At 69.2% G+C, this 14,304-nt stretch carries 13 protein-coding genes and 1 pseudogene; 4 read left to right on the top strand and 10 right to left on the bottom strand.

What is annotated here, in order from left to right; translation table 11 throughout:
* Positions 1 to 155: 155 nt before the first annotated feature.
* Genes E1292_RS08200 through E1292_RS08185 form a run of 4 tightly spaced genes read left to right on the top strand, consistent with a single transcriptional unit; the run spans position 156 to position 2,924 of the window.
* Complete coding sequence (locus tag E1292_RS08200) at positions 156 to 758, top strand: CDP-alcohol phosphatidyltransferase family protein (protein ID WP_132593658.1); 603 nt, start codon at positions 156 to 158, stop codon at positions 756 to 758.
* Positions 755 to 1,549, top strand: a complete 795-nt coding sequence (locus E1292_RS08195; RefSeq protein WP_132593656.1) for a phosphatidate cytidylyltransferase — start codon at positions 755 to 757, stop codon at positions 1,547 to 1,549. The genes E1292_RS08200 and E1292_RS08195 overlap by 4 nt, the downstream gene beginning before the upstream one ends.
* The gene (locus E1292_RS08190) at positions 1,546 to 2,106 is read left to right on the top strand and encodes a lysophospholipid acyltransferase family protein (protein ID WP_132593654.1); all 561 of its coding nucleotides are present in this window, start codon (positions 1,546 to 1,548) and stop codon (positions 2,104 to 2,106) included. Before E1292_RS08195 ends, E1292_RS08190 begins: the two co-directional genes overlap by 4 nt.
* Positions 2,103 to 2,924, top strand: coding sequence for a class I SAM-dependent methyltransferase family protein (locus E1292_RS08185; protein ID WP_132593652.1), 822 nt, complete (start codon positions 2,103 to 2,105; stop codon positions 2,922 to 2,924). Before E1292_RS08190 ends, E1292_RS08185 begins: the two co-directional genes overlap by 4 nt.
* 423 nt (positions 2,925 to 3,347) lie before the next feature.
* Here the strand turns inward: E1292_RS08185 and E1292_RS55685 are convergent.
* The 10 genes and pseudogenes from E1292_RS55685 to E1292_RS08140 form a co-directional block, all read right to left on the bottom strand.
* Positions 3,348 to 3,467 (bottom strand): annotated as a pseudogene (locus E1292_RS55685) (hypothetical protein); the annotation flags it as partial.
* Complete coding sequence (locus E1292_RS08175; RefSeq protein ID WP_246089997.1) at positions 3,464 to 4,339, bottom strand: shikimate dehydrogenase; 876 nt, start codon at positions 4,337 to 4,339, stop codon at positions 3,464 to 3,466. The pseudogene E1292_RS55685 and the gene E1292_RS08175, both read right to left, overlap by 4 nt.
* Positions 4,332 to 4,538 (bottom strand): hypothetical protein, encoded by a 207-nt coding sequence (locus tag E1292_RS53555; RefSeq protein ID WP_246089996.1) that lies wholly within the window; start codon positions 4,536 to 4,538, stop codon positions 4,332 to 4,334. The genes E1292_RS08175 and E1292_RS53555 overlap by 8 nt, the downstream gene beginning before the upstream one ends.
* 174 nt (positions 4,539 to 4,712) lie before the next feature.
* Positions 4,713 to 5,423 (bottom strand): ABC transporter ATP-binding protein, encoded by a 711-nt coding sequence (locus E1292_RS08170; RefSeq protein ID WP_165974444.1) that lies wholly within the window; start codon positions 5,421 to 5,423, stop codon positions 4,713 to 4,715.
* A complete protein-coding gene (locus E1292_RS08165) occupies positions 5,420 to 7,231 on the bottom strand; it encodes an ABC transporter permease subunit (RefSeq protein ID WP_132593648.1) in 1,812 nt (603 codons plus the stop codon). The genes E1292_RS08170 and E1292_RS08165 overlap by 4 nt, the downstream gene beginning before the upstream one ends.
* Complete coding sequence (locus E1292_RS08160; RefSeq protein ID WP_132593646.1) at positions 7,228 to 8,088, bottom strand: branched-chain amino acid ABC transporter permease; 861 nt, start codon at positions 8,086 to 8,088, stop codon at positions 7,228 to 7,230. The genes E1292_RS08165 and E1292_RS08160 overlap by 4 nt, the downstream gene beginning before the upstream one ends.
* Positions 8,088 to 9,332, bottom strand: a complete 1,245-nt coding sequence (locus E1292_RS08155; protein ID WP_132593744.1) for a transporter substrate-binding protein — start codon at positions 9,330 to 9,332, stop codon at positions 8,088 to 8,090. Before E1292_RS08155 ends, E1292_RS08160 begins: the two co-directional genes overlap by 1 nt.
* Positions 9,329 to 10,879 carry an amidase family protein gene (locus tag E1292_RS08150; protein WP_165974443.1) on the bottom strand — a complete coding sequence of 517 codons (1,551 nt, stop codon included), beginning with the start codon at positions 10,877 to 10,879 and terminating at the stop codon, positions 9,329 to 9,331. The genes E1292_RS08155 and E1292_RS08150 overlap by 4 nt, the downstream gene beginning before the upstream one ends.
* 261 nt (positions 10,880 to 11,140) lie before the next feature.
* The gene (locus E1292_RS08145; RefSeq protein ID WP_246089995.1) at positions 11,141 to 12,040 is read right to left on the bottom strand and encodes a LysR family transcriptional regulator; all 900 of its coding nucleotides are present in this window, start codon (positions 12,038 to 12,040) and stop codon (positions 11,141 to 11,143) included.
* Between the two features lie 207 nt (positions 12,041 to 12,247).
* Positions 12,248 to 14,197: an MFS transporter gene (locus tag E1292_RS08140; protein ID WP_165974442.1), complete on the bottom strand. Its 1,950-nt coding sequence runs from the start codon at positions 14,195 to 14,197 to the stop codon at positions 12,248 to 12,250.
* Between the last annotated feature and the right edge of the window lie 107 nt (positions 14,198 to 14,304).

The raw sequence follows: 14,304 nt of genomic DNA, 5'->3' as shown, positions 1-14,304 counted from the left end.
TCCCCTGATCCAACAGGCCCGCGGACAAATACGATCAGCGTGATACCGAATCGTTCAAGGTCATGCGGCGCCCCACACGTAAGTAGCGCTACCTAGGGACAAATGCGCTGAACACCCCATGTATCGGCCTGCCGTGACGCGAGACATTGGCCGACATGAACGGTCTCTACGCCCTCAAACCCTGGTACGCCGCCCGGCTCAGCGGAGTGCGGGCCTTCCTGGTCGCCCACGGCGTCCGCCCTACGGCCATCACCGTGTCAGGCATCGTCTTCGGCGCGGTGGCGGGAGCCGTACTCGCTCTGGGCGAGACGGGACCGTGGGTGGCGGTGGCCGTCGCGGCGGCCCTCGCCGGCCGCCTGGCCTGCGCGAACCTCGACGGCGGCGTCGCTCGCGACGGGGGCGGGACCACCAGGTTCGGCGCCGTGGTCAACGAGCTGGGCGACCGGCTCGCCGAGTACGCGGCGCTGGCCGGATGCCTGGCGCTGGCCGACCCCGCGCTCGTGGCCTGCGCCGCGCTGGCCGCCACCCTCCCCTCGTGGGCCGCGCTCGCGGGCGCCGCCGCAGGGGCGCGGCGCCCGCAGGGCGGCCCCGCCGGCAAGACCGAGCGCTGCGTCCTGCTGGTGTTGTTCGCCCTCACGGGCTGGCCGGCCTGGCTGGTGGTGCTCGCCGCCGGCTCCCTGATCACAGCGGTCGTACGGCTCGCGCGCGTCCACCGCGAGCTGCGCACCGCCCCCGCCCTTCAGGAGACCGGGTCATGATCCTCGACGCCGCCCCCTACCTGGCCGGGGCCCTCGGGGTGAGCGGGCTGGCGGTGTGGTGGTCCAGGCAGCGCGAGCTGGTGCGCCGCTGGACCACCTGGGCCGTCGCCGCGCCACTCGTGACGGGCAGCCTCCTGCTCGGCCCTCAGGGCGCCGCCGCGCTCGCGGTCGTGCTCGGCGTCGTCTGCGCCCTCGAATACTCCCGCCTGGTACGGCTGCGCGCCCCCGAACGCGCCGTCCTGCTCGCCCACGCCGCCCTGCTCCCCGTCGCCGCCCTGATGGGCGACATGTACCGGCCGGCGGCCGTGTGCTTACTGGCCGTGGCGCTGGCGCCGGTCCTGTCCGGCGACGCGGAGGACGGATCCCGCAGGGCCGCCTTCGGGATGTTCGGGCTGCTCTGGTTCGCCCCGCTGGCCGGGCTCGTCCTGCTCGGCCCCGCCCAGGCGTTCGCGCTCTGCCTGGCCGTCGCCATCGCCGATGTGGCGGCGTGGTGCGGCGGCAACCTCGTCGGCGGCCCGCGGCTGTCACCGCTGTCACCGGGCAAGACCTGGAGCGGCGTGCTGTGCGGCGCGGCGGGCGGGCTCGGCGTGCTGGCCCTGCTCGGGTCGCTCACCCCCGCTCTGGCCGTCGCCGTCGCCGTCGGCGCGCCCCTCGGCGACCTGGTCGAGTCGATGGTCAAGCGCGGCGCGGGCGTCAAGGACGCGGGCGCCTGGCTCCCCGGCTTCGGTGGCCTGCTGGACCGCGTCGACTCCCTCCTGATCGCCCTGGCCGTGGCGGTGGTGCTTCCATGAACGGCGCTCTCCTGCGGCGATGGTTGTGGCGGACCGCCTTCACCTGCAACGGCGGGTTGCGGGTGGAAGGGGCGGTTCCCGACGGGCCGTGCGTGGTCGTCGCCAACCACTCCTCGCACGCCGACACGGCTGCGCTGCTCGCCGCATTGCCCGCGCGCGGACGACCCGTGGTGGCCGCCGCCGCCGACTACTGGTTCGCGGGCCGGCTGCGCTCACTCGCCTGCCGCTCCCTCGTCGCCGGCTTTCCCGTACGGCGGGGCGGAGGCGGCTCGGCCGACCTCGCGCGCGCCGTACAACTCCTGGAGCAGGGACGCATCGTCGTCGTCTTCCCCGAGGGCACGCGCTCGCGGGACGGGCGCGTGGGCGAGTTCCGCTCCGGGGCCGCGCGCATCGCCGGCAAGGCGGGAGTGCCGCTCCAGCCCGTCACCATCCACGGCACCTCCGAGGTGCTGCCCGTACACGGGCGAGTGCGGCGGGGGCGGGTCCTCGTCCGCTTCTGCCGGCCAGTTCACGACCTGGAAACCGCACACAACATCATCAAAGGAGATATTTCATGAAGTGGACCATCATGCGGCTCCTGCTGCGCACGGTCGGGCAGCTGAGCGACGGCATCCGCATCGGCTACCGGCACGGCTTCGACAGCGGCACCATGCTCGACTACGTCTACGCCAACGAGCCGCGCGGGCGGCTCGGCCTGGGCAAGCTCATCGACCGCGTCTACCTGAACGCCGTCGGATGGCGTGCCATCCGAGCCAGACGGGCCCTGCTGCACAACGTGCTCAGGGAGGAGGTCTCGGCCAGAGCCGGCCGGGCGCTGATCCTCGACGTGGCCTCAGGCCCCGGCCGCTACCTGCAGGACCTGGCCAAGGAACAGCCGGAGACCCAGGTGGTCTGCCGCGACCTGACGCCCGACGGGCTGGCGCTCGGGGAGAAGCAGGCGGCGGCACGCGGCCTGACCAACATCGTGTACCAGCAGGGCGACGCCTTCGAACCCGCACCGCTCGACCGCCCCGCCGACATCATCGTGGTCTCCGGGCTGTACGAGCTGATCCTGACCGAGGAACTGATCAGAAAATCGGTGGCCCGCCTGCGTGACCTGCTCGCGCCCGACGGTGTCCTGATCTTCACCACCCAGACCCGCCATCCACAACTCGAGTTCATCGCCAACGTGCTGCCCAACCGCGACGGCGCACTGTGGGTCATGGAGTGCAGGTCGGTGCAGCAGGCGCACGGCTGGGCGCGGGAAGCAGGCTTCGAGGACGTCGTCAGCCGCATGGAGAAGGTGGGCCTCTTCGCGGTCACGACCGCGCAGAACGCCGGCGACCCCGACAGCCGCCGGCTCGCCCAGGAGGCGTGCGAGACGGGCCGGTTGTAGTGCTGTGCACGTGGGGCTGACCGGGCTCTCATAACGCCCCCAGCACCAGGAAACCGCCCCTTACCTGCGCTGTTACACAAGTAAGAGGCGACCTGATGTCGCAGTGGAGGTGGCGGGAATCGAACCCGCTATTCCACTCTCTCTCACCTGCGGGTTTACATAGTCGCACCCGCAAGATCCCCGCCGCCCTGCTCGCCGCCGCCGCGGCAGGCGTTCTCTACGAACGCGGCAACGTCGCCGATTGTGGTGGCTCTCTCTCACCACGTCACGCGAATTCGAGACGATGGCGCTCGCACCGGCGCTGGCCGGGCTGCTCGACGTGCCGGAGGGCAAGCGGGTCTCGGAGCTCGTCCTGCATGCGGTGTACCGGACCCAGCAGGTGCCTGCGGAGTAGGCGGTGGTGCCGCCGAGCCACTCGGACTTCTCCAGGACCAGGACCGACAGTCCTTCTCCCGCTCCGACGACCGCGGCGCCGAGGCCGCCTGCTCCGGAGCCGAGGACGAGCAGGTCGACCTCGTGGTCCCAGGCGTGGTCGTCACTCATTGCTTTCCTTCTCGTCGGGTGAGGGCGGTGAGGTGGCGCCGCATGCGGTCGAGGTCGGGCGTGACGCCGGTGAGCAGAGCGAGCGTCTGCGCCGCCTGGGCGACGAGCATCGCGCCGCCGTCGAGCACCCGGCAGCCGGCGGCACGGGCGGCCACGAGCAGCGCCGTGTCGAGGGGGCGGTAGACGACGTCGGCGACCCAGTGCCGATCGCGGAGGACGCGGGCGTCGAACGGCAGCCCCGGATGCCCGGTCATCCCGACGGGGGTGGCGTTGACGATGCCGTCGGCGTCCGCGAGCGCGGCCGGAACCTGCTCCGCCGCCAGCCCGTGGATCTCGCCGGTGGGGAACGCGCCCCGCAGCCGGGCCACGAGCGCCGCCGTCCGATCGGCGTCGGCGTCGGCGATCGCGACGCCGGCACCGGCACCGGCACCGGCGAGGGTGTAGGCGACGGCGGACCCGGCTCCCCCGGCGCCGACCACGACGACCCGGCCGAGTCGGACGTCGGGCAACCCGTGCCGCACGCCGGCCAGGAAGCCGCTGTGGTCGGTGTTGTGCCCGGTCAGGCGCCCATCCCGCACGCTGACCGTGTTGACCGCGCCCAGCGCCCGGGCGTCGGCGGACAGGTCGTCCAGCTGGGTGAGCACGGCCTGCTTGACGGGATGGGTGACGTTGAAGCCGGTCACCCCGCGACGGACGGCATCGCGCAGGGTCCAGCCAGGCGGAAGGTCATCGAGATCGAGCAGGGAGTAGCGGTAATCGAGCCCGAGCGCGCGGGCCTCGCGTTCGTGCAGGGCCGGCGAGAGCGAGCCGCCGATACCCGCTCCGACCAGTGCGATCCGATGGCGGGCTGGGTCGAGGACGACGTCAGACACGGGCGCCGCCGAGGAGGGCGCGGTTCGCCCGCAGGTCGCGACGGGCGAGGTCGAGATCGGACAGGCCGGCCTGCGGAACCGCGTGCGGGACCTCGACGCCGAGCGGCGTCCCCGCCGGCGCGGCGGCCACCAGCTCGGCCAACGGAAGCTCGAGCGTGCTGCCGAGGAAGGCGGAGGTCGCGGCCTTTCTCGGCTGCACGGCGCCGACCTGGTCGCCTGCAGCGACGTCGACCCGGTCCGGGCCGCCCGCTCGAAGCCCAGGCTGGTGAACATCTCGGCGAGTACGTCGTACAGCAGCCGCGAGGCCGTGCCCACGAACGCGGCGATGGGCGCGTAGAGCCACGACCCGGTGGGGCCGATGGGTCATGATCTCTCACACCGCGAGGTAGCGACGGTGGAGCTCGTCGTCAGTGAGTAGCTGGTCGGCGGGTACCGTCGTGACGATTTGACCCTTCACCATCACGCTTACCGTGTCGGCGAGCGCTGCCACAAAGTCCAGCCGGTGCTCGATCACAATGACGGAGAGCCCGGAGTCATGCTTCAGCTGGATCAGGCGGTCCAGCAGGTCCTGGACGAACGAAGGCTGCACGCCCTCGGTCGGCTCGTCGAGCACCAGCAGCTTTGGGCGCCGGAGCATCACCCGGGCGAGCTCGACCAATCTGCGCTGACCACCGCTGAGCTCGAAGCCGGCGTGAGTCAGCCGCTGCCGCAGCGCCGGAAAAAGTTCGTCGACGACGGCGAGCGCCTTCTGCTCCGCCTCCGAGCGACGCCACGTGCTGATCCCCACCATGAGGTTCTCGAGCACCGTCAAGGTCGGAAAGACCGCGCTGTCCTGACCAATGTACGCGATGCCTCTGCGGCCCCGCTTGGTCGCTGACAGGCCAGTGATGTCCTCGCCGAGGAAGTCGATCCGCCCGCCGGTGGTGCGGAGCAGGCCGGTCAGCGTGTTCGCGAAGGACGTCTTGCCGACACCGTTACGCCCGACCAGCCCGATTGCCTCGCCACCCGCGAGGTGCAGGTCGACACCGTGCAGCACTGGAGTGATGTCGTGCGCCGCGCGTAGCCCGGTCACGTCGAGACTCACGAGACGGCCCTCCCCAAGTAGATGTCCAGCACCCGCTGGTCCGCGCGCAGGTCTTCCATCGAACCCTCCAAGAAGACTGAGCCCTCGACGAGCAGCGTGACGTCGGACTCCAGACTTTCGACGAATTCCATGTCGTGCTCCACAACGACCACGGTGCGCTCCCGGCCTAGATCCCGGATCGCGTCGGCGAGGGCGGCCGTCTCGTTCGAGGTCATCCCGGCCGCCGGTTCATCGAGCAGCACCACGCCGGGCCGGGCGGCGAGGACCATCATCACCTCGAGCACCTGCTGGGTGCCGTGCGACTGCGCCCCGGCGAGGTCGGCGGGAAGCGTCAGGCCAAGCCAGCCGCTCAGCTCCCTGCTGCGGGCTGTCGCCCGGGCGGCGTTGCGATCAGCGCTGTACGCAGCGAGCCAGATATTCTCCTGGACGCTCAAGGTCGGGAAGACGCAGGGCGCCTGCATCTTCAGGCCGACTCCGAGCCGGGCCCGCTTGTACGGCCGCATCCGGGTCACGTCCCGCTCACCGAGGTGGACCCGACCGCTCGTCGGCGCGAGCCGCCCGGTCAGCACGGCGAAGAACGTCGACTTGCCGGCCCCGTTCGGCCCAATGAGGCTGCGCACGCCCCGGTCGAGCGAGAGGTCCACGTGCTCGACCGCTCGGACGCCGCCGAAGTGCTTGCTTACCGCTGCGGCGCGCAGCTGCGGAACGGGCCCCTCGGTACGGCGCGGGAAGAGGCCCGGTAGGGCCTTCAGGTCGTAGGACGGCTGGTCACTGACATCGGGGCCGGCACGGTTCAGCAGACGCTTGACAAGCGAGCCGGCACCAGGAACAAGCCCGTTGGGAAGGACCAACACGAACACGATGAGGATGACCCCGAGCGCTATCGGACCGTGCCCGGCAAGCGGCGCGGAGCCGCCGATGGTGAGCCGGTCGGAGTAGGAGTTGATCGCGTTGATCAGTACCGCGCCGACGAAGGCGCCGCCGAGCGAGGTGCGCCCACCGACGAGCACCCAGATGGCGACCGAGCCGGCCAGGGAGAGCGCGAACAGGTCGGGGGTCACAATCTGTTGCCAGGACGCGAACAGTACCCCAGCGACACCTGCGACCGCGCCACCGATGGCGAAGCCAATGAGCCGGTATGCGCGGACATCGAACCCCAGCAGTTCGGCTCGGGTCTCGTTGTCGGCGGTGGCCAGCACGATCCTTCCCAGGGGCCGACTGAGCAGAACCCGGATCGCCACGTACGCGGCCAGAGCGACCAGCACGACCACCACGAAGAGCGTGTAACCCGAGAGCATCTCCGTGCCGAACTCCAGCGGGCGGATGCCCGCCATGCCGTTGTACCCGCCGATCGGCACATCGCCGACCTTCCACTGTGGTCCGGACATGGAGGTGACCATGATGCCGAGGATCAGCGTCATCGCCATGGTGACGATCGCGACGAACAGGTCGGTGATCCCGCCGTAGAACATGCAGTATCCGAGCAGAGTCGCTACCAGAGTCGCGGCACCGATGCCGACCACGATGCCAACCAAGCTGCCGGCGGTGCCACCGATGTTGCCGACCGTGATGCCGTAGCCGTAGGCGCTGACCGCGAAAAAGGCGGTCTGGCCAAAGCTGAAGATGCCCAGCTTGCCCCACACGAACGACATGCTCAGCGCGAGCAGGCCATAGATCACCCAGGATGTCGCCCGGTCGAGCAGCGAGTAGTCGAACGCCTGAGCGACTAGCAGCACGACCACGGTCGTGAAGGCGACCAGCAGCAAGTTGCCCCGGGTCCCGAGGAAACAGGAGCGTACGCCGCTCATACCTTCGACCTCCACTTTGCCGACATTCCCCGGGGAAGGAACCGAAGCACGACCACGGCCACCACCAGTACGGCGACGGTGCCGAGGAAAGGGTTGGTGAGCACGCTGGCGGTGTACTGCGAAACACCCAACAACGATCCCGCCGCGGTGGTTCCGGTGAGCGGCGCCGACCCTCCCGTCACGACCGTGAGGAAGGCGAGCGGGAGGTAGGAGACACCCATGAATGGCTGCACTGCGATCACCGGGGTGAGCAGCGCACCGGCGAGGGCCGCACACGCACTCCCCAGGGTGAAGGTGGCGGCGTTGATTCGCACAGGGTCCATACCCAGAGTGCTGGCCACGCTGGACGCCGATGACGCCGCCCTGGCTCGAGCGCCGTACATGGTGCGGGTGAAAACCCACCACAGCACCCCGACCAACACGCCGGTCATCACGATGAGGAACAGTTGGTACTGGGGGATGGAGTATTGGCCGACCTTCCAGGAACCGCCCATCGAGCCGATGCCCGCTGGGCTGGTACCGAAGCCGATCAGGAAGCCCTGCTGAAGCAGCAGGCTGAGCGCGAACGTCACCAAAAGGGTGTCCACCAGCCGGCCGTATAGCGGGCGGATCAGCACCCGTTCCACGATCAGCCCGAAGATCGCGCCCACCAGCGTCGCGATCACCACGGCCAGAGGGAACGGGATGCCGTTTCGGTCGCACACCAGTACCGCGAAGGCACCGAGCGCGACGAACTCGCCGTGGGCGAAATTGATGATTCGCATGAACCCGAAGATCACTGCCAGACCCGCCGCGACCAGCACGAGGGTCGCGACGGTGCCCAGCAGGATGACGGTTCCGTTGAGAAATGAATCCATCAGGAGACCAGTTGGGTGTGTTGGTTCGGGTTGGCGATCAGGTCACAAGAGGGCTCGGCCACCAGGTTCTCGATGGTCTTGATGATCTCGAACCGGCCTGAGCCGTTCACCTTGGCGAACGAGATGTTGTGCGAGAGCTGGTGGGTCTTGCCGTCCATAGTCAAGGCGCCCTCGGGGCCCTTGACCGTAAGGCCCGCCTCGAGAACCTTGGTCACCTTGTCCAGATCAGTACTGCCGGCCTTCTCGACCGCGGCAGCCCAGAGCATCCAGGCCGTGTAGGACGTGGCGATCTCGCTGTTGACGTACTGCACGTCCGGGTACTTGGCCTTCGCCTTGGCGACGAAGTCCTTGCTCTCCGGGGTGTCGATTTCCTCGTAGTAGTTCAGCGCGGACAGGATGCCTTGGCTGTCGGCGGGTCCGAGCTTGAACTGCTCGTTGCCAAGACCGAACGTGGGCGCTCCCGTCCAGAGCGTCTTGTTCAGGCCGGTCGAGGCCATCTGTCGGTGGAAGTTGAGGTGATCGTTGCCGACCAGGTGGGAGATGATGAAGTCGGGCCGGGTCCGCTGGATTTTCGCGACCGTGGTGCCGAAATCGGAGACGTCGAGGGGAAAGAACTCGGACGCGATCACCTGACCACCGGCGGCCTTGGCGAACTTCTTGGTCAGGTCGGTGGCGATGTGGCCGTAGTTGTAATCGGCGGCGAGCACATACATTTTGGGTCCGTACTGCTCGATCATGTGCTCCACCAGTGGTTTGACCTGCTGGCTCGGCACGATGCCGGTGCTGAAGACGTTCTTGTCGCACAGGCCGCCCTCGTACTGGTGGTTATAGAACAGCATCTTCTTCGCCGGCGTCACCATCGCGCGGTAGGCCTCGCGCTGGTTCGAGGCACCGCCGTTCATCAGCGTCGTGATCGACGGGTCGCGGAGCAGTTCTCGAGCGTTGGAGGTCCACACCGCGACGTCGGTCTTGCCGTCGAGGAACTTGAGCTTGATGTCCTTGCCGAGGACACCGCCTGCGGCGTTGATCTCTTCAACCGCCAGGTTCATGCCCTGGATCGTCGGGGCGCCGTAAGTGGCGAAGGCACCGGTCTTGTCGGCGATCGCCCCGACGGTAATGGTGTTGCTGCTACCGGGGGACTCCGCGCCGCATGCGGCCAGGACCGGGGATGCCACGGCGAGCGCCGAGACCGCCAGGCTGCCCTGCAGGAAATCTCGCCGGGAGACAAGGGACTGCTGAGTCATTGCTGCTCCTTTGTGAGTCGTGTGGGACTGATCGTGGGAACGGGGTGCCAGCCGTGCAGCGCCTCCCAGGTCGCCGCGACCGAGATCAACCGGTCGTCGGCGAAGTGGGGGGCGACGAACTGGACGCCGACGGGCAGCCCGTCGGCGACCGCGGCGGGGATGCTGATCGCTGGATGTCCCGAGACGTTGGTCGAGGGCGAGTTGGCGAGCATCGTCCAACCGCGCAACACGTGCTCGGCCAACCCGGCGTCCGGGGCGGCCTTGTGGGCGGTGTGCGTGGCCGTAGGCATCACCAGGACGTCGACGTCTGCGAGAGCACGGTCAAACGCGTCCGTGATACGCGGCGCGAGGTTCATCGCCCGGCCGTACAGGGAGCCGAATTGCTCGTTTCGCATGTAGGCGCCGAGCATTCCGGTGAGCTTGACGGTGGGCGGAAGCTCGGAGCCGGACGCCTTCAGGGCGGGCCCGAGCGCACGGGCCAGCGCGACATCGTAGCGGCCCTTGGCGTGGTACCCGTTGCCGTGCGCCGCGAGCATCGCACTGGACCCCTCGACCAGCGCGACGAAGACCATCTGTTGGCCGAGCGCATGTTCGGGGATGGAGACGTCGGTGATCCTCGCGCCGGCCGCGGCGAGTTGGTCGATCACGCCGCGGACTGCCTCATTGGTTTCTGCGGTCCCCGGGGGTGAGTCAGGCCGGGCTGCGGGAAACCCCTCTGCCAAGACGCCCACGCGCAGGCCGGCGAACGACTCAGGCGCCTGCCGGACGGCGTCGACGTAACTACCGGCGGTGCACCCCGGCTGCTGCCGCGGATCCGACGGGTCGTACCCGGCGACGGCCTCGAGCCCGCGGGCCAGGTCCTCGGCTGTCGTGGCTAGCGGACCGACGTGGTCGAAGGCCCGGTCGAGCGGGACGATCCCTGTGTACGGCACCAATCCGTACGTTGGTTTGAGACCGAGCACCCCACACCACGCGGCGGGCAGCCGGATCGAGCCGCCTTGGTCGGTCCCGTAGGTGATATCGATGTCGTCGTAGGCCAGTGCCGCGGCGGAGCCGCCCGACGAGCCGGAGGCCGTGCGCTCGATATCGAAGGGGTTACGGATCGCGCCGAAGGCTGAGGTCTCTCCCCCGCCGGAGAACGCCATGTCGTCCATGTTGAGCATCGCCACGATCTCGCCGCCCGCCTCGAGCAGGCGACGGGTCAGTACCGAGTCCTCGTCCGGAACGAAACCCTGGAGCACCCGGGAGCCGCAAGTCATCGGCACGCCCGCGACGGCGATCAGGTCCTTCAAGCCGATCCGCTTGCCGGCCAGGACGCCCTCCCCCGCGCCGGTGACCCGGACGTGCCGGATCACGGCGTTGAGAGGGTCTTCTTCCCGGCTCGGGCGGGCACCGACCACTCGAACGGCGGGGAAGGTGTCTGGGGCCGGCTCCGAGAGTGCCTCGAATTCCTTGAGCGTCTCGATCTGCGTGGCCATCAGCTCGACGAAACCGTCGACCTCCCTCTCGTCCAGCCCGAACCCCGCCTGGACGGCGAGGGCGCGCACCTCTTCTCGGTCCACATTGCGCATCACGTACTCCTTCGGTTGCCGCCGTGCACGGCGAGCTGCGGTGCGACCGTGCGCTGGAAGAGGCCCATAAATCGCTCGGTGCCCGTAACCGGCAGAAAGCCGATCACCGCGTGGTCCATGCCGGCGTCCTGGTACGCGGTTATGCCTGGCGCGTCCGGTCGTAGACGAGCGTCGCAGCCGGAACTATGCCGCGTCCAATACTTAGTTGCACATACACCATGCTTGCTGCACACATAATCAGGTCGGAGGAGTCGGGAGGACTTCTTCGGCGACGTCGAGCACGGCGTGCACCACCGGCGACGGGTTCTCCTCGAGCCAGGCCAGGCCGTGTTCCATGTAGGTCGGCTCCCCGCGCAGCGGCACGAACACCGCTGCCGAGGGCATGATCCCGGCGACCTCGGAGGGCATCAGCGCGACGCCGACACCCGTCGACACGAGGGTGAGGATCATGTACGGGTCGGTGATCTCCTGCACCACGCGCGGCCGGAAGCCCGCCGCCACACACGCCTGCATCGCGAGCCGCTCCAGTGCGGAGCCCGCCGCGACCGGTGTGGTGATGAACCCGTCATCGGCCAGGTCGGCGAGATCGATCGCAGCCTCCCCCGCCAGCGGATGGTCGACGGGCAGCGCCGCGCCGAGCGGCTCCCGGCCGATCAGCCGGGTCCGCACCGGCGACGGGTCGATCGGCAGCCCGACGAAGGCGATGTCCAGGCCACCGCGCTCGAGCCGCTCGACGCCGTCGTGGGTCATCACCCCACCGTTCAGCGACAGCGTGACGTCCGGGAACCGCTGATGGACCGCCCTGGTCAGCGGCGGCAGCATGAGGTGGTTGAGAGCACCGGAGAACCCGATGGACACCGCGCCGTAGACGACGCCGTCGGTCGCCCGGGCCGCCTGCCGGCCGAGCTCCAGCTCCTCGAACACACGACGCGCGTACGGCAGGAACGCGTGCCCGGCCGGGGTGAGCGCGACGCTGCGGGTGCTGCGGTCGAACAGCTTCGTCCCGAGCTCCTTCTCCAGCCTCCGAATGGTCTGGCTGAGCGGGGACTGCGCGAGCCGCAGCCGCGCGGCGGCGCGACCGAAGTGCAGCTCCTCGGCGACCGCGATGAAGGCTTCGAGCCAGCGGGTCTCCAGCACCGGACCTCCCGACAACAGGGCTTGCGCCGCCCCGCGTTCCACATATGCTTCCGATCGGCGCAGTGGATCTGACACCGAGTACGACGCGCGGCGCGGTCGCTCTGCTGCGAGCCACCACCGATGTCCGTCCTGGCCGGCACCCCGCTCGAACGGCGGCCGGCCGAGGCTGCGACCCGCGGTCGGGGGTGCCGGGGTGTGGCGCGACGCCTACGCCGTCGTCGTACCCGAGAACGCGGAACCGGGAGCGAGGGTCGCCCTGGTGCGGAACGACCACAGGGCCTGCTGCTCCAGGACGGCGATTCGCCACCCCGCCTCCGTGCGTCGCAGCCGCAGGTCGTACGACAGGCCGCGGACCACGGCCTCGGCGCGGGGGCCGTCATCGCTGACGAGGACCGCGGTGCCGTACATGTGGGCCGTCGCGGTGTCGCCCGATGTGGTGACATTCAGCGGGAAGAGGAGGTGCTGGCAGGACGCGAACCGGCCAAGGTTAGATATGTAGGAGATGGCCCCGGGAAGCCCCGGATCGACGCTCGCCCCCGCGAAGGTGGCCGCGACGTCGTCGGTGAAGCACTCGCCCAGCATCGCGTACCGTCCCGTGTCGATCAGGCGGACGTAGCGGCCCATGACGTTGCGGATCGCGTCGGAATCCGAACCGGCGTCCTCGGACGGATCGGGGTCGGCGGGCGAGGTCCGGTCCGGGCCCGGTCGGCGCTGCTGGTCCATCACCGCGCGGCCGTTTGCGGAGCGCACGTCCACGATTTCGGACTCGGGGTCCTTGGCGAGGAGTTCGGCGGCATCGGCGGGGATACGGCGACCGAAGTACTGGCGGTCACCCTCCAGGCTGGGGCCCTCCTTCATCAGTGCCAGGTTCACGAGCGCGGCGACGATGATGACGATCCAGATCACGGTGACGAGGACGGTGCTGCCGGGTGTCACCGACTGGGTCAGCCATGCTGCCACGAAAGGCGCCGGCGCGGAGAAGACCAGGGTCGAGCCGGTGGTCGAGAGGGCCGAGCCGGTGTAACGGTGGTGGGTGGGGAAGGCCTCGGCGAACAGCGCCGCGATGGCGGCGTTGCCGATCTGTGCGAACGAGAGCGCGATGCTGACGACGGCGAGGATGAGCCAGAAATTCGCGGTGTCGGCGACGGCGAAGAAGACGAACGCGCCGGCCAGGCACCCGAGGCTGCCGATGCTGAGGATGCGGATGCGCCCGAAGATGTCGGCCATCCAGCCGCCGAAGACGATGGCGCCGACCGAGAGCAGGTTCGACACCATAATGATCGTGAACGTCTCGTCGTTGCTGAGCCCGACCGTCTTGGTGAGGTAGCCGGTCCCGAAGACGGTGATGACGTAGAAGGTGACGACGCTCGGCGCGTACGCCAGGATCATGCGCAGGAGCGTGCGCCAGTGCGCGCGCACGACGGTGAGGGGGCCGTCCGGCGCGCCGGCGACGCTCTCGACACCGGCCTTGAACAGCGGGGTCTCCTCCACCTTCAGCCGGATGTAAATGCCGACCAGTACCAGAAGCACGCTGAGCAGGAACGGGATCCGCCAGCCCCACGACAGGAAGGCCTGGTCGGTCAGGGTCGCGCTGAGCAGGACCAGCATCAGGTTCGCCAGGACCTGGCTCGCGGGTGCGCCCATTGTCATCAGCGACGAGTAGAGGGCCCTTCGGTCGCGCGGGGCATGCTCCATGGTCAGCAGTTGGGCACCGGTCGCCTCCCCGCCGAGGGCGAAACCCTGCAGGAAGCGCATCACTACCAGCAACATCGGTGCCGCGAACCCGATCTGGGCGTAGCCCGGCAGCAGCCCGATGACGATCGAGGATGCGCCCATCATGATGAAAGTGGTGAGCAGGACGGCCCGCCTGCCCACGCGGTCACCGAAGTAGCCGAAGACGACGGCTCCGAGCGGGCGAGCGAGGATGCCGACGCCGAAGGTCGCGAAGGACAACAGGATCGCGGTCGCCTGGTCCTCGCTGCTGAAGAACACCAGCGGGAAGACCGTCGCGGACGTCGCGCCGTAGAGGGCGAAGTCGAACCACTCCAGCACGGAGCCGGCCGCGCCGCTGCCGAGCGCACGGCGTGCCTGCGGCGTTGATCGTCTGGTCAACCGCAGGGGCCGCTCGACCAGGGGTGAGGTGGGCTGGTTCGTCACGGGACTACCTCTCTCAGTGCAGCGAGGGATCCCATCACCGACTGGTGACGGGCGCAGTGCAGGTGGCGATGAGCCGGACTGGGGGCCGTGCTGCGGGCTCCCCCGAT

This window comes from Nonomuraea deserti (assembly GCF_004348685.1).
GTDB lineage: Bacteria > Actinomycetota > Actinomycetes > Streptosporangiales > Streptosporangiaceae > Nonomuraea > Nonomuraea deserti.
Note: the sequence above shows the minus strand (reverse complement) of the source record. Positions and strands in the feature narration are given on the sequence as shown.